At 71.9% G+C, this 20,979-nt stretch carries 21 protein-coding genes and 1 pseudogene; 14 read left to right on the top strand and 8 right to left on the bottom strand.

Translation table 11 applies throughout. The features are described 5' to 3' along the window. Window positions 1-74: 74 nt before the first annotated feature. The 3 genes from ACLZN2_RS22425 to ACLZN2_RS22415 are packed head-to-tail and all read left to right on the top strand — an operon-like array spanning window position 75 to window position 5,053. Entirely contained in the window at window positions 75-1,643 is a 1,569-nt protein-coding gene (locus tag ACLZN2_RS22425; RefSeq protein WP_416980766.1) for a tetratricopeptide repeat protein, read from the top strand. Next, complete coding sequence (locus ACLZN2_RS22420) at window positions 1,640-3,376, top strand: nickel transporter (protein WP_416980765.1); 1,737 nt, start codon at window positions 1,640-1,642, stop codon at window positions 3,374-3,376. The genes ACLZN2_RS22425 and ACLZN2_RS22420 overlap by 4 nt, the downstream gene beginning before the upstream one ends. 60 nt (window positions 3,377-3,436) lie before the next feature. Next, complete coding sequence (locus tag ACLZN2_RS22415) at window positions 3,437-5,053, top strand: serine/threonine-protein kinase (protein WP_416980764.1); 1,617 nt, start codon at window positions 3,437-3,439, stop codon at window positions 5,051-5,053. Window positions 5,054-5,079: 26 nt separating this feature from the next. Here the strand turns inward: ACLZN2_RS22415 and ACLZN2_RS22410 are convergent, their stop codons facing one another. Further along, window positions 5,080-5,886, bottom strand: a complete 807-nt coding sequence (locus tag ACLZN2_RS22410) for an SGNH/GDSL hydrolase family protein (RefSeq protein ID WP_416980763.1) — start codon at window positions 5,884-5,886, stop codon at window positions 5,080-5,082. Between the two features lie 309 nt (window positions 5,887-6,195). On the opposite strand from ACLZN2_RS22410, the gene ACLZN2_RS22405 reads away from it, so the two are divergent. The 6 genes from ACLZN2_RS22405 to ACLZN2_RS22380 all read left to right on the top strand — a co-directional run bounded on the left by ACLZN2_RS22405 (window position 6,196) and on the right by ACLZN2_RS22380 (window position 12,598). Next, entirely contained in the window at window positions 6,196-7,407 is a 1,212-nt protein-coding gene (locus ACLZN2_RS22405) for a S8 family peptidase (RefSeq protein WP_416980762.1), read from the top strand. 444 nt (window positions 7,408-7,851) lie between these two features. Next, a complete protein-coding gene (locus ACLZN2_RS22400; protein ID WP_416980761.1) occupies window positions 7,852-8,652 on the top strand; it encodes a glycosyltransferase family 2 protein in 801 nt (266 codons plus the stop codon). Further along, window positions 8,649-9,776: a glycosyltransferase family 2 protein gene (locus ACLZN2_RS22395; protein WP_416980760.1), complete on the top strand. Its 1,128-nt coding sequence runs from the start codon at window positions 8,649-8,651 to the stop codon at window positions 9,774-9,776. The genes ACLZN2_RS22400 and ACLZN2_RS22395 overlap by 4 nt, the downstream gene beginning before the upstream one ends. Continuing rightward, window positions 9,773-10,573, top strand: a complete 801-nt coding sequence (locus ACLZN2_RS22390; protein WP_416980759.1) for a polysaccharide deacetylase family protein — start codon at window positions 9,773-9,775, stop codon at window positions 10,571-10,573. The genes ACLZN2_RS22395 and ACLZN2_RS22390 overlap by 4 nt, the downstream gene beginning before the upstream one ends. 124 nt (window positions 10,574-10,697) lie before the next feature. Then, window positions 10,698-11,792 carry a DUF5925 domain-containing protein gene (locus ACLZN2_RS22385; protein WP_416980758.1) on the top strand — a complete coding sequence of 365 codons (1,095 nt, stop codon included), beginning with the start codon at window positions 10,698-10,700 and terminating at the stop codon, window positions 11,790-11,792. A 29-nt stretch (window positions 11,793-11,821) separates the two neighbouring features. After that, window positions 11,822-12,598: a DUF72 domain-containing protein gene (locus tag ACLZN2_RS22380; protein ID WP_416980757.1), complete on the top strand. Its 777-nt coding sequence runs from the start codon at window positions 11,822-11,824 to the stop codon at window positions 12,596-12,598. 53 nt (window positions 12,599-12,651) lie between these two features. Here the strand turns inward: ACLZN2_RS22380 and ACLZN2_RS22375 are convergent, their stop codons facing one another. After that, on the bottom strand, window positions 12,652-13,020 hold the full coding sequence (locus ACLZN2_RS22375; RefSeq protein WP_416980756.1) for a GntR family transcriptional regulator: 369 nt from the start codon (window positions 13,018-13,020) through the stop codon (window positions 12,652-12,654). 71 nt (window positions 13,021-13,091) lie between these two features. On the opposite strand from ACLZN2_RS22375, the gene ACLZN2_RS22370 reads away from it, so the two are divergent. Both ACLZN2_RS22370 and ACLZN2_RS22365 read left to right on the top strand, forming a co-directional pair. Then, window positions 13,092-14,021 (top strand): GNAT family N-acetyltransferase, encoded by a 930-nt coding sequence (locus tag ACLZN2_RS22370; RefSeq protein ID WP_416980755.1) that lies wholly within the window; start codon window positions 13,092-13,094, stop codon window positions 14,019-14,021. Then, window positions 14,002-14,511: a DUF402 domain-containing protein gene (locus ACLZN2_RS22365; RefSeq protein WP_416980754.1), complete on the top strand. Its 510-nt coding sequence runs from the start codon at window positions 14,002-14,004 to the stop codon at window positions 14,509-14,511. The genes ACLZN2_RS22370 and ACLZN2_RS22365 overlap by 20 nt, the downstream gene beginning before the upstream one ends. A 6-nt stretch (window positions 14,512-14,517) precedes the next feature. Here ACLZN2_RS22365 and ACLZN2_RS22360 read toward each other — a convergent pair whose 3' ends face one another. Further along, a complete protein-coding gene (locus ACLZN2_RS22360; protein WP_416980753.1) occupies window positions 14,518-15,111 on the bottom strand; it encodes a class I SAM-dependent methyltransferase in 594 nt (197 codons plus the stop codon). A 169-nt stretch (window positions 15,112-15,280) separates the two neighbouring features. Here ACLZN2_RS22360 and ACLZN2_RS22355 point away from each other — a divergent pair, with 169 nt between their 5' ends. Continuing rightward, on the top strand, window positions 15,281-15,415 hold the full coding sequence (locus tag ACLZN2_RS22355) for a hypothetical protein (RefSeq protein WP_416980752.1): 135 nt from the start codon (window positions 15,281-15,283) through the stop codon (window positions 15,413-15,415). An 18-nt stretch (window positions 15,416-15,433) separates the two neighbouring features. On the opposite strand, the gene ACLZN2_RS22350 is transcribed toward ACLZN2_RS22355, so the two are convergent. The 3 genes from ACLZN2_RS22350 to ACLZN2_RS22340 form a co-directional block, all read right to left on the bottom strand. Then, a complete protein-coding gene (locus tag ACLZN2_RS22350; RefSeq protein ID WP_416980751.1) occupies window positions 15,434-15,883 on the bottom strand; it encodes a GNAT family N-acetyltransferase in 450 nt (149 codons plus the stop codon). Between the two features lie 174 nt (window positions 15,884-16,057). Then, window positions 16,058-16,915 (bottom strand): esterase/lipase family protein, encoded by an 858-nt coding sequence (locus tag ACLZN2_RS22345; RefSeq protein ID WP_416980750.1) that lies wholly within the window; start codon window positions 16,913-16,915, stop codon window positions 16,058-16,060. A 171-nt stretch (window positions 16,916-17,086) separates the two neighbouring features. After that, a complete protein-coding gene (locus ACLZN2_RS22340; protein ID WP_416980749.1) occupies window positions 17,087-17,533 on the bottom strand; it encodes a MarR family winged helix-turn-helix transcriptional regulator in 447 nt (148 codons plus the stop codon). A 107-nt stretch (window positions 17,534-17,640) separates the two neighbouring features. On the opposite strand from ACLZN2_RS22340, the gene ACLZN2_RS22335 reads away from it, so the two are divergent. Then, complete coding sequence (locus ACLZN2_RS22335; RefSeq protein ID WP_416980748.1) at window positions 17,641-18,015, top strand: cupin domain-containing protein; 375 nt, start codon at window positions 17,641-17,643, stop codon at window positions 18,013-18,015. Between the two features lie 61 nt (window positions 18,016-18,076). Here the strand turns inward: ACLZN2_RS22335 and ACLZN2_RS22330 are convergent. Together ACLZN2_RS22330 and ACLZN2_RS22325 are read right to left on the bottom strand one after the other, a co-directional pair. Then, window positions 18,077-18,952, bottom strand: a pseudogene (locus ACLZN2_RS22330) (DNA polymerase Y family protein); the annotation flags it as partial. Between the two features lie 209 nt (window positions 18,953-19,161). Further along, complete coding sequence (locus tag ACLZN2_RS22325; protein ID WP_416980747.1) at window positions 19,162-19,647, bottom strand: Lrp/AsnC family transcriptional regulator; 486 nt, start codon at window positions 19,645-19,647, stop codon at window positions 19,162-19,164. A gap of 81 nt (window positions 19,648-19,728) precedes the next feature. On the opposite strand from ACLZN2_RS22325, the gene ACLZN2_RS22320 reads away from it, so the two are divergent. Then, window positions 19,729-20,979, top strand: coding sequence for a MalY/PatB family protein (locus ACLZN2_RS22320; protein WP_416980746.1), 1,251 nt, complete (start codon window positions 19,729-19,731; stop codon window positions 20,977-20,979).

The raw sequence follows: 20,979 nt of genomic DNA, 5'->3' as shown, positions 1-20,979 counted from the left end.
GGGGGGGGGCCGCGCCACCCCCACATCCCCCCACCCCCGCAGGCCGATCCAGCCCAGGCGACCTAGGAGAGGGCATGTCCCCGCGTACGAACGACGGCGAACCGGAGCACGAGCGGCCGGAACCCGGACCGGCGTCCGAGGACGCCGCTGCCGTGGCGGACCTGGACGTGCCGGAGAGCGGGACGGACTCCGGCGCCGACTTCGACCCGGGCGCCGACTCCGAGGCCGCCGAGGCCCTGGAAGCGGTCGGCTCCGGTACGGACGAGGCCGGCGTCCGGGTGGCCGCCGTACGCCGGGTCGGCGCCGCCGGACGTCGCTGGCGACGCGTCCAGCTCGGCGCCTGCGCCGCCATGATGGCGGTGGGACTCACCGCCGGGGCAATCGCGATCGGCGCCGTGCGCGACGGGCAGGCCCCCCAGGTGGCCACCGCCGCCGCCGTGTCCCCCGGCCTCCTCGCGAGCGGCGACCTGGACACCGCCATCGCCGCGCTCCAGACCCATCTCCGCGCCCAGCCCAAGGACTTCGGCAGCTGGGCCACCCTCGGGCTCGCCTACGTCGAGCAGGCCCGCACCAAGGGCGACCCCTCCCGCTACCCCCAGGCCGAACAGGCCCTGAAGCGCTCGCTGTCCCTGAAGGCGGACAACGACCAGGCGCTGGCCGGCCGGGCAGCGCTGGCCGCCGCCCGCCACGACTTCGCGGGCGCGCTGAAGTTCGCCGACCTGGCGCTGAAGCAGAACCCCTACAGCGAACGCGCCCTGTGCTCCCGTGTCGACGCCCTCGTCGAACTCGGCCGCTACGACGACGCCGGGAAGGCCGTGAAGCTCGCGGACCAACGGCGGCCCGGCGTCCCGGTGTTCACCCGCTACGCGTACGTCCACGAACTGCGCGGCGACGTCACCACCGCCCGCCGCGTCCTCGAACGGGCGCTCTCCGCTTCCACCACCCCCGGCGACATCTCCTACGTGGCCGCCCAGCTCGGCCAACTCGCCTGGAACCAGGGCCGCTACGAGGAGGCCCTCACCTACTACGCCCGCGCCCTCGCCGCAGACGACACCTACCTCCCGGCGCTGGAGGGCAGGGCCCGCGCCCAGGCCGCGAGCGGACAGCGGGCGGAAGCGATCAAGGGTCTGGAGACGGTCGTCGCCCGCTACCCGCTGCCCGGCCCGCTCGTCGCCCTCGGCGAGCTGTACGAGGCCCGGGGCGCGCAGGGCGACGAGGAGAAGGCGCGGAACCAGTACGCCCTCGTCGACGCCTGGACGGCGATCGCCCGCGCCAACGGCGTCAACGTCGACCTCGACACCGCGCTCGCCGCCGCCGACCACGGGGACCGGGCGACCGCCCTGCGCGCGGCCCGCGACGACTGGTCCCGCCGGCACACCGTGCACACGGCGGACGCCCTCGCCTGGGCCCTGCACGTCAACGGCAAGGACGCCGAGGCCCTCACCTACGCCCGGCAGGCCACGGCCACCGGCTACCGCAACGCGAGCTTCCTCTACCACCGCGGTGTGATCGAGAAGGCCACCGGTCACCCCGACGACGCCCGTACCCACCTCGCCGCCGCGCTGAAGCTGAACCCCGGCTTCTCCCCGCTGGGCGCCCGCGAGGCCCGTACGGCACTCAAGACGCTGGAGGCGGACAAGTGAGGACCCGTCGTCTGTTCGCCTCCTGCGCGGCCGTGTTCACGGCCGGCGTCGCGCTCGCGCTGGCTCCTTCCACCAGCGCGAGCGCGCACCCCCTCGGCAACTTCACCGTCAACCGCTACGACGGTCTCGTCGCCGCCCCCGGGCAACTGCGCGTCGACCACGTCGAGGACCTCGCCGAGATCCCGGCGACCCAGGCCAAGCCCGACCTGAAACGGCTCGGCACCACCGAGTGGGCCCGGCAGCGGTGCGAGAGCGCCGCGAGCGGCAGCAGGCTCACCGTGGACGGCGAGACCGTCCCCCTCACGGCCGGCCGCAGCAAAGCGGTGCTGCGGCCGGGCCAGGCCGGGCTGAACACCCTCCGGGTGGAGTGCCGGCTGACGGCGAAGCTGCCCGAGAAGGACACCCTCTCCCTCTCCTTCCACAGCGAGGGCGCCTCCACCGGCCCGGGCTGGCGGGAGATCACCGCGCGCGGCGACCGGATGACGCTCACCAAGTCCGACGTACCGGAGAAGTCGGTGTCGGACGCGCTGACCGCGTACCCGCAGGAGCTGCTGTCCTCGCCCGCCGACACCGCGACCGCCGCGCTGACGGTGCGCCCCGGCGGCTCGGCGCTCGTCGAGGACGACGCCCGGGACGCGCCCGCCGCGTCCGTGCTGCCGCGCGGCGCCGACCGCTGGACGCGGGCCCTGGACAGCCTCGTCGCCCGGCAGGACCTCACCCTCGGGTTCGCCGCGCTGGCCCTGGTGATCGCCGTCGGACTCGGCGCGATGCACGCCGTCGCCCCTGGCCACGGCAAGACCATCATGGCCGCGACGGCGGCCGCGCGCGGCGGCAGGGCCCGGATGAAGGACGTCCTGCCGCTGGCCGCGTCGGTCACCATCACCCACACCCTCGGCGTGGTCGCCCTCGGCCTCCTCGTCACCGCCGGCTCGGCGGCGGCCCCCTCGGTGATCGCCTGGCTGGGCCTGGCCAGCGGCGCCCTGGTGCTCTGCGCGGGCGTCACCCTCGCCCGCCGCGCCTGGCGCAACCGGGGACACGGGCACGGACACAGCCACGGCCACGGCGGCCACACGCACACCCACGGCCCCGACGGCGGTCACACGCACGGCCACGGCCACGGTCATGACCACGACCACGACCACGGTCATCCGCACGACCACTCCCCCACCCCCAGCCGCGAGCTCGTCCTCGCCGCCGCCCCCGCCACCCACGCGCACAGCCTCACGGAGAAGGCCCCCGCGCACCACGACCACGGTCACGACCACGACCACGACCACCACCCCGAACACACTCACGAGCACGACCACGACCACGAGCACGGCCACTCCCACACGCACGGCGGCCACACGCACACCCACGGCGGTCACACCCACACCCACGCCGTAGCCCCCACCCTCCGCGGCACGATCCTGCTCGGCTTCGCCGGCGGGATGGTCCCCAGCCCCTCCGCCGTGGTGGTGCTGGTCGGCGCGGCGGCTCTGGGGCACGCCTGGTTCGGTCTGCTGCTCGTCGTCGCGTACGGCGTCGGCCTCGCGCTGACCCTGACGGCCGCCGGGTTCGCCGTGGTCAGGCTGGGGGCCGGGGCGACCCGCCTGCTGGACCGGCGGCCGCGCTGGACGACCCACCCCGCCCTGGTGCTGGTCCGCCGCAACCTGCCTGTCTGGTCCGCGCTGCTCGTCGTGGCCCTCGGGGCGGGACTGGTGCTCAAGGGGGCCGCATCCGTACTCGGCTGAGCTACGTTTGTTGGGTTACGGAGGATTTCGCCCGGATGCGATGTGCGAATGGGGGACGCCGTGTCCGAAGAACCGGGCAGTGAACGTCTGATCGCGGGCCGCTACCGTCTGCTGACCCCGCTCGGCGAGGGCGGCATGGGCACGGTGTGGCGGGCCCGTGACGAGGTGCTGCACCGTGAGGTCGCCGTCAAGGAGGTGCGCGCCCCGGCCGGGCTGCCCGCCTCGGACGTCGAGCGGATGTACGCCCGGCTGGAGCGGGAGGCCTGGGCCGCGGCCCGGGTCGCCAACCGGAACGTCGTCACGGTGTACGACGTGGCCATGCAGGACGGGCGCCCGTGGATCGTCATGGAGATCGTGCGCGGGATCTCGCTCGCCGAACTGCTGGACGCCGAGGGCCCGCTCGAGCCGGCGCGCGCGGCGCACATCGGCGCGGAGGTGCTGTCGGCGCTGCGGGCCGCGCATGAGGCAGGGGTGCTGCACCGGGACGTGAAACCGGCCAATGTGCTGATGTCGAACGACGGCCGGGTGGTGCTCACGGACTTCGGCATCGCGACCGTCGAGGGCACCTCCGCGCTGACCATGACCGGTGAGGTCATCGGCTCCCCCGAGTTCCTCGCGCCGGAGCGCGCGCTGGGGCGTACGCCGGGGCCGGAGTCGGATCTGTGGTCGCTGGGCGTGCTGCTGTACGCGGCCGTCGAGGGGAACTCGCCGTTCCGTCACGACACCCCGCTGAGCACGCTGCGCGCGATCGTCGACGAGGAGCTGCCGCCGCCGCGGCGGGCCGGTCCGCTGGCGCCCGTGATCGAGGGGCTGCTGCGCAAGGACCCGGCCGAGCGGCTGCCGGCGGCGCAGGCCGAGCAGGATCTGCGGCTCGTCGCGGCCGGGGGTACCCCCTCCAGGGGAGGCAGCCCGCGCCCGGGGCCGGTCCCGCCGGCGCCGTACGGGCCCTACGCGCCAACCGTCTCGACGCCTTCGACGCCCGTCGAGCCGTTCCGTCAGGAGGCGCCGCCGCCGACCCCGGCGTGGGCGGACACCGGCGCCGGCCGGGAGGAGCGGGAACGTGACCGGCGCAACCGCACGGTGTTCGCCATTGGGGTGGTCGTCCTCGCGCTGGCGGTCGCCGGGCTGACGTACGGGCTGCTGAACCGGGGCGACGACGACAAGGGCGCCACCGGAGGGGTCACCAGCAGCGAGACGCAGGGGCTGAGTTCGACGCCGTCGCAGCAGGAGAGCAGCGAGGCGCCGAGTGATTCGCCGAGCCCGAGTCGGAGCGCCTCGTCCGCCGCGCCGCAGCAGACCGTCTCGGTCTCCGTCACCGGCGCGAACACGGACTACAGCGGCTCCTGTCCGCCGCCGAACGACTCCGCGCCGGCCTTCACGGCCACGATCACGGTGGGAAGGCTGCCCGCCACGGTGACCTACCGCTGGGTGGCGAAGGACGGCGAGCTGTCGGGCCAGACCTGGAAGACGCTCGAGTTCCCGTCGGGCGGCGGGAAGTCGAAGCAGGACAAGGTGGTGCTGTCGACGTACGCGGAGAGCGGGACGTACGAGAACGCGATCCGTGTCGAGGTGAACGATCCGGTGAAGGCGACCTCCGAGTACGTGCCGTTCTCGGTCACCTGCGAGAGCGAGACCCCGACGGGCGGGGCCTCCCCCTCGTCCTCACCCTATGAGTGATCAGGCCGAGTGATCAGGCTGAGTGATCAGGCCGCGCTGGTCAGCACCGGCAGATAGCCGCCGGACTGGCCGGACGCGGTCGGGTGGTAGGACTCGCCGATGTTGAGCAGGTTGAGGCTGTGCAGCCAGGAGTTGCCGGAGCAGATCTCGTGGCCGCTGAACGTCGTACGGACGTCGCCGAAGGTGAAGCCGTGGGCGGCGGCGCGGCGGGCGAGGGCGGCGTCGAGGTAGTCGGCCGCGTTGTTGATGGCGGCGCGTTTGGTCTCGGACAGGCCGAGGCAGACCGTGCCGAGCTTGTAGAAGCGGGGGTAGCCGAGGACGACGACCTTGGCGCCGGGGGCCTTCGAGCGGATCGCCGAGTAGACGGTGTCGAGCTTGCCGGGGAGTGTCGAGTCGACGTACGCCCGGGCCGTGTTGATGCGGCTGACGCAGGTGCTGTCGGAGCTGGTGACGCAGGTCGTCATGACGGAGGCGAAGCCGGCGTCGTTGCCGCCGACGCTGATCGAGACGAGGCCGGTGGCGGAGTTCAGACCGCCGAGCTGGTTCGCCAGAACTTCATCCGTTCGGGCGCCCGAGCATGCGGCGAACGTGAACGAGGAGGGTGAGTGCGCGGCGTTCCAGAGGTACGGGTACGCCTTGCTGCTGCGCTTGCAGCTGCCGCTGGAGCTGATGTAGCTGCCCGCTCCGACCCCGGAGGAGTAGGAGTCGCCGAGCGCCACGTAGCCGCCTGTCGCGGCGAGTTGGGACGCCTGCGCGGTGGTCGCCCCGGTGAGGGCGGCGGCTGTGGCGAGGAGGAGTGAGCTCAGGGATACGACAAGTCGGGAACGTCTCATGGAACCTCCCTTTAGCAGGATCTCTGCCACAACCGTCGTAGCAACCACGCGTGTTGACGGGAAGTGTCCATGCCAAGACTTTCCGGGCGCCCACCGTGCCTTTCCTGTGCGTTCCCCGTGGATTTGATTACGTGCTCATGACAGATTTGTTGACAGCCCCTCAACTCCCTTCTTCCACGTGCGCAGATGGCCCACCCTTTACTCCAGCCCCGAGCGGAACGCGACGCTCCAGGCCGTGNCCGCGCGCACCCCCCACTGACGCGCGCCCCCCACTTCGGCGCGCGCCGCCAATGAGGAGGACTCCCTCGCATGGCACAACTGCGTAGCAAGAAGTTCCGGTTCGCCGCTCTGACCACCCTGGCGACCGCCGCCCTCGTGGGCGGACTCACCGCCCTCCCCGCCCACGCCGCCCCGGCCGAGGGCAAGGTCCTGCACGCCGGCTCCCCCACGGCCGTCAAGGACAGCTACATCGTCACCCTCAAGTCGGGCTCGGCCGGCCTCAAGGCGGCCTCCAGCGACGGCAAGGCACTGGTCAAGGAGTACGGCGGCACCGTGGAGAAGACCTTCGACAAGGTCCTCAACGGCTACTCCGCCACGCTCTCCGCGACCGAGGCGAGGAGACTCGCCGCCGACCCCGCGGTGGCCTCCGTCGAGCAGAACCAGACGGTGCAGCTCGCCGACACCACCCAGTCCAGCGCCCCCTGGGGCCTGGACCGCATCGACCAGGCCGCCCTGCCGCTCTCCGGCACGTACACCTACCCGGACACCGCGGGCAGCGGCGTCACCGTGTACGTCATCGACACCGGCGTGCGCATCACCCACACCCAGATCAGCGGCCGCGCCTCCTACGGCTACGACGCGGTCGACGGCGACACCACCGCCTCCGACGGCAACGGTCACGGCACCCATGTGGCCACGACGATCGCGGGCAGCACCTATGGCGTCGCCAAGAAGGCGAACATCGTGGCGGTCCGGGTGCTCGACAACAGCGGCTCCGGCACCACTGCGGGCGTCATCGCCGGCATCAACTGGGTCACCAACAACCACACCACCCCGGCCGTCGCCAACATGTCGCTCGGCGGCTCCGCCTCCACCTCGCTGGACACCGCGGTCGCCAACTCCATCGCCAGCGGCGTGACCTACGCGGTCGCGGCCGGCAACAGCGCCGCCAACGCCTCCTCGTACTCCCCGGCGCGCGTCTCCACCGCCATCACGGTCGGCGCCACCACCAGCTCCGACGCCAAGGCCAGCTACTCGAACTACGGCTCGATCCTGGACATCTTCGCGCCCGGCTCGTCGATCGTCGCCGGCTACAACACCAGCGACACCGCCACCGCCACCCTCTCCGGTACGTCGATGGCGACCCCGCACGTCGCGGGCGCCGCGGCGGTCTACCTCGCCGGGCACACCTCGGCCACGCCCGCCACGGTCGCCTCGGCCCTGGTGAACGGCGCCACGTCCAACGCGCTCACCAGCGTCGGCACCGGCTCGCCCAACAAGCTCCTGAAGCTGGTCTCGTAGTACCGGTACCGCACGAGCGGTACTGAGGTAATCCCGTACATTCCGGTCCCCGGAGGCGCCCCACCGCCTCCGGGGACCACTTTTTTCTCTTCCTGCCAACGGGACACATCATTGTGTAACGGTCAAACGAACAAAAAGGTGAGCGGACCCTCAAGGGCTTGCCATCCGGGCGTAATCATCAATACCGTCATACATCTCACTCGCAGCGGACCGTCGGCAACGGCTCCAGGGGAGGGCTCAGGGACCGCGACGGCATCCGGGGCGAGAGCGCGGTAGGGGGGTGCCGTGCTCGGTGACCAGAGCGGTGACCGAGCCGTGCCGCGCGGTCGGCCGCCGTCGTTCGCCGGTGGCCGGTGAAGCTTGCCAGAAACCCTCCTTTCGAACCGGACGTGGATCCGGGCCGCCCAGGGGCGGGCGGCCCACCGGACGAGAGGGACCAGACTCATGAGTTCCGTTCTGCAGCCGGCGCCCGTCGGCAAATACCGGCCGATCTCCTCCCACCTGGCGATCACACCGCCGGTGAGCGTGGTCATCCCCGCGATGAACGAGGCCGAGAACCTTCCGTACGTCTTCAAGACCCTGCCCGACTGGATCCACGAAGTGGTCCTGGTCGACGGCAACTCCACCGACGACACGGTCGAGGTGGCCCGCGAACTGTGGCCCGGCGTCAAGGTCGTCGGACAGCAGGGCCGCGGCAAGGGCGACGCCCTGATCACCGGCTTCGAGGCGTGCAGCGGCGACATCATCGTGATGGTCGACGCGGACGGCTCCGCCGACGGCAACGAGATCGTCTCGTACGTCTCCGCGCTGGTCTCCGGCGCCGACTTCGCCAAGGGCTCGCGCTTCGCCAACGGCGGCGGCACCGACGACATGACGTTCATCCGGTGGCTCGGCAACCGCGTGCTGTGCGCGGTCGTCAACCGCAAGTTCGGCGCCCGGTACACCGACCTGTGCTACGGCTACAACGCGTTCTGGCGGCACTGCCTGGACAAGATCGAGCTGGACTGCACGGGCTTCGAGGTGGAGACCCTGATGAACATCCGGGTCGTCAAGGCCGGGCTGAGGGTCCAGGAGATCCCCAGCCACGAGTACCTGCGCATCCACGGCGTCAGCAATCTGCGCGCCGTGCGCGACGGGCTGCGCGTGCTGCGGGTCATCCTCAAGGAGCGCTCCAACCGGCGCGCCCTGCGCCGCGCCGGCCGTCGCTCCCCGCTGCTCGACTCGGCCCGGGGAGAGATGTCTTGAACACGCCCGGCATCCCCGACACCATCCCCGTCGGCATCCCCGACACCATCTCCGTCGTCATCTGCGTGTACACCGAGGACCGCTGGGAGGACATCCTCGCGGCGATCGCCTCGGTGCGCGCCCAGAGCCACCCGGCCCTGGAGACCCTGGTCGTCGTCGACCACAACCCGGCCCTCCTGGACCGGCTGGACCGGGAGTACAAGGCGGAGCCCGACGTGCGGGTGCTGCCCAACGCGGGCCCGCGCGGACTGTCGGCCGGCCGCAACACCGGCATCGCCGCCTCCCACGGCGAGATCATCGCCTTCCTCGACGACGACGCCGTCGCGGAACGGGACTGGCTGCGGCGCTTCGCCGACCCGTACTCCGACCCCCGGGTCATGGCCGTGGGCGGCCGGTGCGAGCCCGTCTGGTCCTCGGGCCGGCGGCCCGTCTGGTTCCCCGAGGAGTTCGACTGGGTCGTGGGCTGCTCCTACCGGGGCCTGCCGCCCGGCCGGGTCCGGGTGCGCAACATCCTCGGCGGGAACGCCTCCTTCCGGCGCATCGCCTTCGACATCGCGGGCGGCTTCGCCAGCGGCATCGGACGCGACGGCGACAAACGCCCGCTGGGCGGCGAGGAGACGGAGCTGTGCATCCGGCTCGGCCAGGCGAGACCCGACGCGATCCTGCTGGTCGACGACCGTGCGGTGATCCACCACAAGGTGCCCGAGGCACGCGAGCACTTCGGCTACTTCCGCACCCGCACCTACGCCGAGGGCCTGTCCAAGGCGCTCGTCGCCCGCAGCGTCGGCACCGGCAAGGGGCTGGAGTCCGAACGCCGGTACACCACGCGGGTACTGCCCGCCGGAGTGCTGCGCGGGCTGCGCGACCTGCTGCTGGCGCGGCCCGGCGGGGCCGGCCGGGCGGGCGCGATCGTCGCGGGGGTCCTGACGGCGGCCGGGGGGTACGTCGTGGGCAGCGTACGGGCGCGCAGGAACGGGACCACGTTCGAGGTGGTGCGGATCGGGACCGTGGCGGACGTCGGGGCCGTGGCGGACGTCGGGGCCGTGGCGGACGTCGGGGCCGTGGCGGACGTCGGGGCCGTGGCGGACGTCGGGGCCGTGGCGGGTGAGGGGCACGACGTATGACGGAGGCGCGTGTTCCGATCCTCATGTACCACGCGGTCGCCGCCCGTCCCGACGACGCCACCTACGCCCTGTCGGTCTCGCCGGAGGCCTTCGCCGAGCAGATGACGGTGATCGCGGACCGCGGCCTCACCCCGCTCACCACGGCCGCCCTCGCGGCCCGCTGGCGGGCGGGCCGGCCGCTGCCCGCCCGGCCGGTGCTGATCACCTTCGACGACGGCTACGAGGGCGTGCACACGCACGCCCTCCCGGCCCTCGCCCGGCACGGCTTCCCCGCCACGCTGTTCGTCTCCACCGGCTGGATCAGGGGCGCCCACGACACCGGCGGCGCCCTCGACACCATGCTGGACTGGCCCCAGGTACGCCGGCTGGCGGACGCGGGCGTCGAGATCGGCGGGCACAGCCACAGCCACCCCCAGCTCGACCAGCTCGACGACCTCGCCCTGCGCGCCGAGCTGACCCGCTGCCGGGACATCGTCGCCGGTGAACTGGGCGCCCTGCCGGTGTCGTTCGCCTACCCCTACGGCTACTCCAGCCGCCGCGTGCGTACGGCGGTCCGCGCGCACGGCTTCGCCCAGGCGCTGGCCGTCGGCAACTCCCTCGCCCGCCGCGCCCAGGGCCCGTACGCCCTGCGGCGGGTGACGGTCCGGCGCGGCACGGACACCGCGGAGTTCGAACGGCTTCTCGACGGACGGGCGATCGGCCGTACGTTCGCCCGGGACCGGGCGCTGACGAAGGGGTACGCGGTGGTGCGCCGGACGCGCCGGCTACGGACCCGGGCGCTCGACGCCCTCGTCTGAGCCGACGGGGTTCCGGAGGGCGCCGGCCGCCCGGCGCACTCCGGAACTACCGGACATGCGCGACACACCGCGCGCACCTCGGAAACCGGGTGCACGGCGCGTCCCCGTGCCGGATCATGGCGGCATGTCTGCGCACCCACACGACGCTCTGCCGATCCGGCTCACCGTCGACGACTCCGACTCCCCGTCCGACGTCGTCGACGCGCTGTTCCTCGGCCGCTTCGCGACGGGCGAGCAGCCGTACTCGCACGCGGCGAACATCGACCGCGTCCGCTCCGGCGCGACGCTGCTGCCGCCGCAGGCCCGTGTGCTGCGCGTGGCCCGCGACGACGACCGCAGCGCGACGCTCGCCGAGGGCGACGGCTGGACGCTGCTGGTCTCGCGCTGGAACCGCGGCGCCGACGTCACGGTCACCGCGACCACCGCCGAACTCGCCGCGCAGGTGCTGGACGAGGCGACGGAGGGCGCGGCCGACGAGCCCGAACCCCAGCCGGAGAACGTGACGATGGGCTTCTGGTACGTCTCCCCGAGGCGCGGCCCGCACCGCACCACCCGCCAGATCTCCGCCGGTACGTGGGACGAGATCCGCCCCAACTACACGGCCCCCGTGGCCGAGGCGATGGACCGGCTGATGGCGACCACCCCGGAGGACATCGCCGGTCGGCTGCTCCTGCTGCACGGCCCGCCCGGCACCGGCAAGACCTCGGCGCTGCGCACGCTGGCCCGGTCCTGGCGGGACTGGTGCCAGGTGGACTGCGTCCTGGACCCCGAGCGGCTCTTCTCCGACGTGGGCTATCTGATGGACATCGCGATCGGCGAGGAGGACGCCGCGGGCAAGGGCCGCTGGCGGCTGCTGCTCCTGGAGGACTGCGACGAACTGATCCGCGGCGAGGCCAAGCACACGGCGGGCCAGGCGCTGTCCCGTCTGCTCAACCTGACCGACGGCCTGCTCGGCCAGGGGCGCAACGTCCTGGTCGGCGTCACGACGAACGAGGACCTGGAGCGCCTCCACCCGGCGGTGGTCCGCCCGGGCCGCTGTCTCGCCCGCATCGAGGTCGGCCCGCTGACCCGCGCGGAGGCGGTCGGCTGGCTGGGCACCGAGGAGGGCGTCGGCCGCGAGGGTGCGACCCTGGCGGAGCTGTACGCGCTGCGGCGGGGCACGTCCCCGACGTCACTGCCGGAGCCGAGGGGCCGCTCGGACGCGGGGCTGTATCTGTAGAGGCGCGTCCCAGGTGCTTTGATGGAGGTATGACCCTGTACGTCGGCACCTCCGGCTGGCAGTACAAGGACTGGCGTGAGGTCCTGTACCCGCCCGACGTGCCCGTGCGGCGCTGGCTGGAGGAGTACGCCGAGCATTTCGCCACCGTCGAGATCAACAACGCCTTCTACCGGCTGCCGTCCCGGGACACCTTCGAGTCCTGGGCCGAGCGCGTCCCGTCGGACTTCGTGGTCGCGGTCAAGGCGAGCCGCTATCTGACCCACATCAAGCGGCTGCGCGACCCCGCGGAGCCGGTGCACCGTCTGATGGACCACGCGGCAGGCCTCGGCGCCCGGCTGGGCCCCGTCCTGCTCCAGCTCCCGCCGACCCTGCGCGCCGACCCCGAACTGCTGGACACCTGCCTGTCCCGCTTCCCCTCCTCCACCCGGGTCGCGGTCGAACCACGCCACCCGTCCTGGTGGATCCCGCCGGTCCGCGAAGTCCTGCGGGCCCGGGGCGCGGCCCTGTGCTGGGCCGACGTCGAGTCCCGCCCGGCGACCCCGCTGTGGCGGACCGCCGACTGGGGCTACGTCCGCTTCCACGAGGGCCGCGCCAGCCCCTGGCCGCGCTACGGCCAGCGCGCCCTGGAGACCTGGATCGACCGCATCGCGACGACCTGGTCCGCCGGCGACGACGTGTACGCCTACTTCAACAACGACCCCGGCGGCGCGGCCGTGGGCGACGCGGCGCTGTTCGGCAGAACGGCCCGGCGAGCGGGCCTGACGGTGACCCGCACCCCACGGGCGTTGGCGACGCGTTCCCGATGACGCTCCCGCGAGAGGCCTCCTGGTCTCCCGGCGCCGCGCTGATCAGGCCTCTCCTATCCCTCATAAGCCGCCCGCAGGGCATCCCGCACCGCAGCCGACGCCTGCTCCTCGCTCAACCCGAGCCGCACCACCCTCTCGGCATAAGCCTGCGCGGCAACCGCGGCCTCGCGCTCCGCCGCCGACCCCGCCGCCGCCACGAACGTCCCGTTGCGCCCCCGGGTCTCGATCACCCCGTCCGTCTCCAGCGCCCGGTACGCCTTGGCCACGGTGTTCGCCGCGAGCCCCAGCGACTCGGCGAGCCCCCGCACTGTCGGCAGCCGGTACCCCACGGGCAGCGCCCCGGACCGGGCCTGTTCGGCGATCTGCGCCCGCACCTGCTCGTACGGCGCGGCCCCGTCATCGATATGGATCTTCAAAGTCACGGCCCGATTGTCCCCCACCCAGTGGAAAATGAGAGGCACGAGCGCGCCACCCGCCCGTAGCGTGCGGTGACATGACCGTCATCGTGCGCGATCTGCGCCCCGACGCAACCCCCGAGATCGAGGGCTTCATCCGGGTCCGGCACGCGGCTCTGCCGTACATCTTCTTCAGCCCGGAGTCCGTACGTCACGCCCTCTCGCTGCCCCACCTCCGCGACCATCTGCGCATGCTGGTCGCCGAGGAGGACGGCGAGATCATCGGTACGGCCCAGGTGTCCCTCGCCCAGGACAGCCCGGAGCCCGGCCAGGGCCACCTCAACGTCTACGTGCACCCGACGCGCACCGGCCGGGGCGCGGGCGCACTGCTGGTGCGCGCCGCCGAGGAGCACCTGGCAGCGCACGGGGCGACACACCTGTACGCCTGGGTCCCGGACGAGCCCGGCAACCGCGCCTTCGCCGAACGCCACGGCTACCGCCCCAGCCGCTCCGCGCACTTCCTCGTACTGGACCTGGCGCGCGCCGAACTGCCGCCGCTCCAGGCTCCCCCGCCGGGTGTCGAGCTGCGCACGGCCGCCGACTTCGCGGACGACCCGCGGCCGCTGTTCGCCCTGGACGCGGAGGCGGGCTCCGACGAACCCAGCGACATCGAGACCGAGTTCACGGACTACGACGCGTGGGTCGCGGAGTACTGGACCCACCCCCACCTGGACCTGGAGCTGACCTCGGTCGCCGTGGCCGACGGCCGCCCCGTCGCCTTCAGCGTCGCCCACACGAACGGCGCCGGCCGCTACGGCACCGGCATGACCGGCACCGCCCGGGCCTACCGCGGCCGGGGCCTGGCCAAGCTCGTCAAGAACGACTCCCTGCACCGCGCCCACGCCGCGGGGTACACGGAGGCGTACACCGGCAACGACTCGGACAACGGGCCGATGCTGGCGATCAACAAGTGGTTCGGCTACGAGATCCGCGCGACGGAGGTGCGCCATGTCCGCGTCCTCGGCTGACCCGGCCCGCCCGGTGGACGTCGTCCTGGTCAAGGGCGGCCGTACGAAGATCCGTTACACGGCGGAGCTGCTGTCGGACGACGGCACGCGCATCGCCGTACGCGCCCCGTGGGCCGGTGACGGTGTGCGCGACTTCGGCTTCGTACGGTTCGAGACGGGTGATGTCTTCACCGAGTACTACTGGCGGGACCGGTGGTACGCCGTGAAGGAGGTCAGGTCCGCGACGGGCGTGCTGAAGGGCTGGTACTGCGACGTCACCCGCCCGGCCGTGTTCTCCGGAGGCGAGGGGGGCGAGCTGGTGGTGGAGGATCTCGACCTGGACCTGTGGCGCTCCGCCGACGGCACGGACGTACGGCGGCTGGACGAGGACGAGTTCGCGCAGAGCGGTCTGGCCGGGACCGACCCCGAGGCCGCGGCGGCGGCCGTGGCCGCCCTCGACGAGCTGGAGGCACTGGCACACGAGGGCGACTTCACGGCACTGCTGAGCTGAGGGCCCTCAGACCGTCGCCACCACCGCGTACCGTTCGTCGTCCACCGGTCCGCCCCACAGGCGTGGGTCGTCCGAGAGCCGCTCCAGGCGGGTGTGGCCGGCGAGCGGGGTGAGGAGGGTGGTGAGACGGTCCGCCGGTATGCCGACCGGGGTGACCGTGCCCCAGACCCCCTCCACCAGGACGATCCGCCCCCCGGGTCGCAGCAGGCCCGCCCAGTGCCGCAGGACGCGGGCGGGGTCGGGCAGGGTCCACAGCACATGCCGGACGAGCACGGCGTCGAAGCGCTGTTCGCCGACCGGGGGCGCCGCCGCGTCACCGAGGAGGAACACCGCGTCACGCCCGGCGAGTTTGGCGCGGGCCAGCTCGATCATGGGCGGGGACAGATCCACCCCGGTGACGCGGTGCCCCTGTTCGGCGGCGAGGAGCGAGAGGCTGCCGGTGCCGCAGCCGAGGTCGAGGACGTCACAGGGGCGCTCCGGGAGCCAGCTCAGCAGCCGCTCCGCCCAGGCGGCCCGGACCTCGGGGTCGCGCAGTCCGTGATCCGGTTCCTCGTCGAAGCCCTCCGCCTCCGCGTCCCAGTCGACACGCACCGAAGTCATTTCGTCACCTTTCATCGCCTTACGCCCCAGAGTGACACCTGCCACTGACACTCGAATCGTGACACCCGCCACTGACAACGCGAGGTTCGATGAGGAACCCTCCCGGAAAGGGTCTACCTGCGTGGGATCACCAAACCCGCGGAGCTCGGTAACCCTGAAGGAGGCAGTCATGCGCCGCACTACTGTGCAGAAGCCCCTGAAGAAGACGGACTCCCGCCGGATCCGCGAAGAGGCGGACGAGCGCCCCTCCGGGCGCCCCGAGGTGCGAAAGGACATCGCGCGCACCTGGTGGCCGGACGGGTGAGATGCCCCGCTGCCCCGGTCAGTCGAGCCGCTTGCGGTAGTGGAGACGGTCGTAGCCGCCGTCGTCACGCCGCCCCACCAGCTCGTAGCCGTACCGAGGGTAGATCTTCTGGTTCTCGGACATCAGCACGTTCGTGCAGAGCCTGACCTCGGGCAGGCCGAGCGCGCGCGCGTGGGCGTCCACGAAGTGCAGCAGCCGCCGCCCCACGCCCGTGCCGTGGGCGTCGGGGTGGACGGCGATGCTGTCGAGGAACAGATGGTCGGGGAACTCCTCGACCACGACCAGGCCCACGACGGGATCCCCGGTCACGAACACCTTCCCCGCGGCCACGTCCGCCGCGTGGTCCGCGCGCATGGGCAGCGGCGCGGCCCCGATGCGCTCGACGTAGGGCGTGTACGCCGCGTCGGTGACCGCCTTCACGGCCGCCACGTCTGCCGCCGTGGCGGGCCGGATCTCCTCGCTCGTCATACGGGACACGGTAGCTACCTGAGCTGCGGCTCAGCGCTGCCTTAAGGCAGCCCTAAAGATCGTTCCGACCCTCGCTCAGCAGGCGCTTTCCAGGGTTTCCTGGTTCCGGCCCCCATCGACACGGGGCCTGACCGGCGGCTCAGGCCGGACAGGCCCCGACGGCGGACCTCGGGGTCAGCTCAGCGCGGACGCGCAGGTGGTGGGGGTGGCGCGGGCCGGGTCGAGCGCGTTGGCCACCTCGTGGAAGGCGATCCGGTCGAACAGGCCGATCGCCACGTGCTCGGAGAGGTCGAGCGGGCACAGGTCCTGCAGCAGGATGTTGTCGACGTCGGATCCGCTGAGGTACTGGCTGCGCCAGGGGGTCGCCACCTCGTCGTACTTGGTGGCGATGACCGTGTAGTGGACACCGGGGACGGTGTCGCCGCCGGCGTTGAGCTTGGTGAGGAAGGCCGATCCGGGGATCTGGTCGGCGAGGCCGGGGGTGGCGGCCGAGATGAGGTCCTCGGCGCCCGGGAAGAAGGGCAGCAGGTTGGTGAGGCCGCTCAGTGTGGCGCCGTGGTTGTCGGGGGCGAGACCGACGAGGGCGTTCACCTTGGCGGCTCCGCCGAGGAACCTCAGGTAGTAGCGGGGCATCATGCCGCCCTGCGAGTGGCCGACGAGGTCGGCCTTGGCGGCGCCGGTCGCGGTGAGCACCTTGTCGACGAAGGCGGAGAGTTGTTCGGCCGACCTGTCGATGGGGCCGAGGCCGTAGAACAGCGGGACGCCCGGCAGTTGGCCGTAGTCGAGGGAGTAGACGCAGTAGCCCCGGTCCTCGAGGTAGGGGGCGAGGGACAGCCAGTTGTCGATCGAGTTCCCGAGGGTGCCGTGGACCAGGACGACGGGGCGGGGGTGGGCGGCGGAGGGCTTGCAGCTGTAGTCGTTCCAGCCGCTCGACGGGGCGGCGGCCTGGGCGGCGGAGGCGGGGACGGTGGCGGCCGCGGCCGCCAGCAGCAGTGCGGTGAGGGGTCTGAGCAGGCGCTTCCAGGGCAGCATCGGGTGATCTCCTTGCGGCTCAAGGGAGGTGCGATGGCCTTACGCCCTGTGATCCGGATCACCAGGATGCTGTTCACTCATCAAGTTACGAACGAGTAGCACAAGTGTGAAGTTACGCGTCAGTAAAAACTTCCAGTGGTAGTAAGCGGCGGCCGGGCGGCCGACAATCCGTCACCAGGCGGGCCTGATGGGGCCGTAGGGCGCGATGCGCCGCAACTGATCACCCAGCACGCGCACTTCCCGCTCCCCCAGCACGCCCAGCCACCCCCGCACGACCTCGGCGGCCGCCTCCTCCGCCGCCCGGGTGCACTCCCACCCCCGCTCGGTGAGCACGACCAGCCGGGCCCGGGCGTCACCGGGATGCGCCCGCCGCTCGACGTACCCCTTCCGCACGAGTTCGTCGACGAGTTGACTGGCCGCCTGCTTGGTGACCCCGAGATGGACGGCGAGGTCGGTGACCGTGGCGCCCGCCGGGGCCAGCCGGGTGAAGGCGAAGCCATGGGCGGGCCGCACCCCCTCGAAGCCGCGCGCGACGACCCCCTCGTTTATGCGCCGGGTCAGCTCACCGGCTGCGGCGAGAAGGGCTGCGGACAGGGCCATGGCCTCGGAGTTCTGCACGGAGGCATTGAAACACCCTTGACCGAACGGTCAAGCAGCTTGACCATATACAAAGCAGTAGTCAAGCAGCTTGACCATATTGAAGGACCTCGTCGAAGGAGGCACCCATGCCCGTCGTCCGCCCGTCCGACGCCGTGACCCACGAGATCCACGGCGTCCGTTTCATCTCGTACGCCTCTCCCCTGACCGGCAGCAAGGAGCTCTGCGCCTGGCGCGGTGAGATCCCGGCGGGGACGAAGGCTCCCGCGCACACCGTCAACCGGGAGGAGATCTTCCATCTGCTCATCGGCGAGCTGCTCATCACGCTCGACGGGCACACCGAGCGGATCACGGCCGGGGACACGGTGATCATCAACCCGGGGACGACCCTGGCGGTCGAGAACCCGACCGCCCACACGGCACTCTCGTGGGTCACCACGTCCATCGGTCTGGAGGCGGAACTGGCCGACGGTACGCGGATCACTCCGCCGTGGGCCAACTGACCCGCTCGGCGCGGATGTCACCTCACGCCACGAGCGCCCCCGCAATGCGCGCCGCCAGCGGGGTGAGCTGGTAGGAGGCCTGGTCGGCGGGGCCGAGGGCCTCGGCGCGCAGGACGATCGCCCGGACCCGGGCGCGCTGCAGCCCGAGCGCCTCGTACAGGGAGTACGCCGTCCTCGTCAGGGCCGCCGAGTGCGCGGTCGGCTCCTTGAGGGTGCGGCTGCGGGTGGTGGTGGAGCGGTCGGCGTAGCGCACGGTGAGGGTCAGGGTGCGGCAGACCTTCTCCAGGGCGCGCAGCCGGGCGCCCAGCTCCCCGGCGGCGGACAGCAGTGCCCTGCGGTGCCGGTCGGGATCCAACTCGTCGCGGTCGAAGGGCCGTTCGGCGGCCAGGGAACGGGAGACGGCGTTCGGGACGACCCGGCCGCGGTCGATCCCGTTCGCCTTCTCCCGCAGTTCGCGGCCCGCCCTCGGGCCGACCAGGCGCTGAAGGGTGGACAGGGGCGCGGCGGCGACCCGGCCGAGGGTGTCGAGGCCCTCCTCGCACAGCGTGCGGGCGGTGGCCGTACCGACGCCGGGCAGCGCGGCGACCGGCTTCCCGGCGAGGAACTCCCGCACCCGGTCCGTGTCCTCCGGGACCGTACGGGTCAGCCCCGGCCGGGCGTCCCGCAACGCCACCCGGGCCAGCATCGGGCCGGGACCGGCGCCGATGACGCAGTCGACGCCGTACAGCGCGAGGGCGCGGACCCGGATCACCGACGCCAGCTCCACCGCGCTGCGCCCGAAGTACCGTTCGGCGCCCCGCAGATCGGCCAGCGCCCCGTCGGGCGGCAGCGCCTCGACGACCGGCGTGAACTCCTCGAGCAGCCCGAGCAGCCCCGGCAGGGCCGCCTCGGCCTCGTACCGCGCAGGCAGCTGAAAACGTACGCAGAGGATGGTCATGCCGCACTCCCCGGACTCTGGTGCCACAACTTCCGTACCGTCGAAGGCCCTTGAGAGGCCTCTTGTCCCGCGGGCCGCAGATCGGCCCACGGATGGAGTTCGTATCCGGTGGGCAGATGGATTCGCCTGCCCCCTGTCGAATCGCCGGCCAGGAGGGACGGCGCAGGCGCAGCGCCAGGTCCGCATCGGATGCGATCCGGAAGCCGTCGTCACACGGCGGTGCCCTTGGGCGAGCGCTCACGCGGCGGTCGGCCGGGGAACGGGCGAGGGCTGACCACGTTCTTCATGACGATGGTCGAGTTGAGACCGCGCACGCCGGGGAGGCGGATGAGCACGGTCTCGTAGAGGTGCTGGTAGGACGGCAGGTCGGCGCTGACCACGCGGATCAGGTAGTCCGGTTCGCCGAACAGCCGCTGTGCCTCGATGACCTCGGGAACCTCCGCCAGCGCGGCGTCGAATTCGTCCACCGCGTCGGGGCGGCTGAGCGTGGCGAAGAGCAGGACCTCGAAGCCGTACCCAAGGGTCGCGCCGTCGATGAGCGCGCTGTATCCGCGGATGACGCCGTCCGCCTCCAGCTCCCTGACACGGCGCTGGCACCTGGAGACGCTGAGCCGGACCCGGTCGGCCAGATCTGTGAGTGTGATGCGCCCCTCCGCCTGGAGGATGGCAACAATCTGGCGGTCTACGGCATCCATAGCTCAGATCTTAGCTTCGCAAGTCCGATTTCAGGCAAAGTTCGCGAACTTTTTGCCACACATTGTGGCTAGCATCCCGCCATGGCATGCGAAATCACCCTTCTCAACACGAATCAAGCGGACCCCGCCGACAGCGGCCCGCAGGGTTCGGTCTTCGACGAGGCCGTCGACCGGACGGGCTCGAACTCCATGAAGTGGTCCTTCGCCAAGGACTTCCTCACCCCGGACGAGATCGCGGCCGATCCGCTGCCGATGTGGGTCGCCGACACCGACTTCAAGGCGCCCCAGGCCGTGCTCGACGCCCTCCACGAAGCCGTGGACCACGGTGTCTTCGGATATCCCGGGGGCGCGACCGACAGCTATCTCGACGCCGTGACCGGCTGGCAGGCACGCCGGTTCGGCTGGGAGATACCGCGGGAGTGGGTGCTGCAGACCGCCGGCATCATCACCTCGCTCAAGACCGCGGTCCAGGCGTTCTCCGCGCCCGGTGACTCGGTCCTGATCCAGCCGCCCGTGTACGCGCACTTCCACAACGACGTCCTGCTCAACGGGCGCCATCTCGCCTTCGCTCCCCTGGAGCGCACCGAGGACGGCTACCGGTTCGACGCCCGGACCTTCGAGGCCGCCATCCGGCCGGACACCAGGCTGTTCATCCTGAGCCACCCCCACAACCCGACCGGGAACGTCTGGTCCGAGGACGAGCTGAGGACGATGGGCGAGATCTGCGCCCGGCACGGCGTCCTGGTGATCTCCGACGAGATCCACCAGGACCTGATCATCAACCCGGGCAAGAAGCATGTCCCGTTCGCCTCCCTCGGCGAGGAGTTCGCGCGGAACAGCATCACCTGCACGGCCCCCAGCAAGACGTTCAACCTCCCGGGACTGCAGAGCGCGAATCTCTTCGTCCCCGATCCCAGGCTGCGGGCGGAACTGGCCCGCCAGTACGAGCGCAATCTGTTCCCCCTGGTCAACGTGCTGGGGATGGTCGCGGCCGAGGCCGCCTACACCCACGGTGAGCCGTGGCTCGAAGAGCAACTCGCCTACCTGCGCGGCAACCACACGCACTTCGCGCAGGCGGTCAACAGCGCCACGTCGAAGGTGCGGGTGCTGCCGGCCGACTCCCTCTACCTGACGTGGCTGGACTGCCGGGGCCTCGGGATGGACGCGGAGCGCCTGGACAAGTTCATGCTCACCAAGGCGCGTCTGTGGCTGGACAAGGGCCAGAAGTTCGGGATCGAAGGGCACGGCTACATGCGTGTGAACCTGGGCTGCCCGCGCTCCACGGTCGACGAGGCGATCCGGCGGCTGGTCACGGCCGTCGAGGGTCTGTGA

Origin of the sequence: Streptomyces sp. T028 (assembly GCF_048159505.1) — a bacterium.
Taxonomy (GTDB): domain Bacteria; phylum Actinomycetota; class Actinomycetes; order Streptomycetales; family Streptomycetaceae; genus Streptomyces.
The sequence above is the reverse complement of the archived record's forward strand: the minus strand, read 5'-3'. Positions and strand labels throughout refer to the sequence as shown.

What these genes read in the sequence shown, in the direction of transcription:
- ACLZN2_RS22370 (WP_416980755.1), top strand. Translation starts at nt 13,092, where the DNA reads ATGACCGTCATCGTGCGCGATCTGCGCCCCGACGCAACCCCCGAGATC.
- ACLZN2_RS22400 (WP_416980761.1), top strand. Translation starts at nt 7,852, where the DNA reads ATGAGTTCCGTTCTGCAGCCGGCGCCCGTCGGCAAATACCGGCCGATC.
- ACLZN2_RS22335 (WP_416980748.1), top strand. Translation starts at nt 17,641, where the DNA reads ATGCCCGTCGTCCGCCCGTCCGACGCCGTGACCCACGAGATCCACGGC.
- ACLZN2_RS22410 (WP_416980763.1), bottom strand. Translation starts at nt 5,886, where the DNA reads ATGAGACGTTCCCGACTTGTCGTATCCCTGAGCTCACTCCTCCTCGCC.
- ACLZN2_RS22345 (WP_416980750.1), bottom strand. Translation starts at nt 16,915, where the DNA reads ATGCTGCCCTGGAAGCGCCTGCTCAGACCCCTCACCGCACTGCTGCTG.
- ACLZN2_RS22380 (WP_416980757.1), top strand. Translation starts at nt 11,822, where the DNA reads ATGACCCTGTACGTCGGCACCTCCGGCTGGCAGTACAAGGACTGGCGT.
- ACLZN2_RS22325 (WP_416980747.1), bottom strand. Translation starts at nt 19,647, where the DNA reads ATGGATGCCGTAGACCGCCAGATTGTTGCCATCCTCCAGGCGGAGGGG.
- ACLZN2_RS22390 (WP_416980759.1), top strand. Translation starts at nt 9,773, where the DNA reads ATGACGGAGGCGCGTGTTCCGATCCTCATGTACCACGCGGTCGCCGCC.
- ACLZN2_RS22425 (WP_416980766.1), top strand. Translation starts at nt 75, where the DNA reads ATGTCCCCGCGTACGAACGACGGCGAACCGGAGCACGAGCGGCCGGAA.
- ACLZN2_RS22350 (WP_416980751.1), bottom strand. Translation starts at nt 15,883, where the DNA reads ATGACGAGCGAGGAGATCCGGCCCGCCACGGCGGCAGACGTGGCGGCC.
- ACLZN2_RS22355 (WP_416980752.1), top strand. Translation starts at nt 15,281, where the DNA reads ATGCGCCGCACTACTGTGCAGAAGCCCCTGAAGAAGACGGACTCCCGC.
- ACLZN2_RS22360 (WP_416980753.1), bottom strand. Translation starts at nt 15,111, where the DNA reads ATGACTTCGGTGCGTGTCGACTGGGACGCGGAGGCGGAGGGCTTCGAC.
- ACLZN2_RS22405 (WP_416980762.1), top strand. Translation starts at nt 6,196, where the DNA reads ATGGCACAACTGCGTAGCAAGAAGTTCCGGTTCGCCGCTCTGACCACC.
- ACLZN2_RS22365 (WP_416980754.1), top strand. Translation starts at nt 14,002, where the DNA reads ATGTCCGCGTCCTCGGCTGACCCGGCCCGCCCGGTGGACGTCGTCCTG.
- ACLZN2_RS22320 (WP_416980746.1), top strand. Translation starts at nt 19,729, where the DNA reads ATGGCATGCGAAATCACCCTTCTCAACACGAATCAAGCGGACCCCGCC.
- ACLZN2_RS22385 (WP_416980758.1), top strand. Translation starts at nt 10,698, where the DNA reads ATGTCTGCGCACCCACACGACGCTCTGCCGATCCGGCTCACCGTCGAC.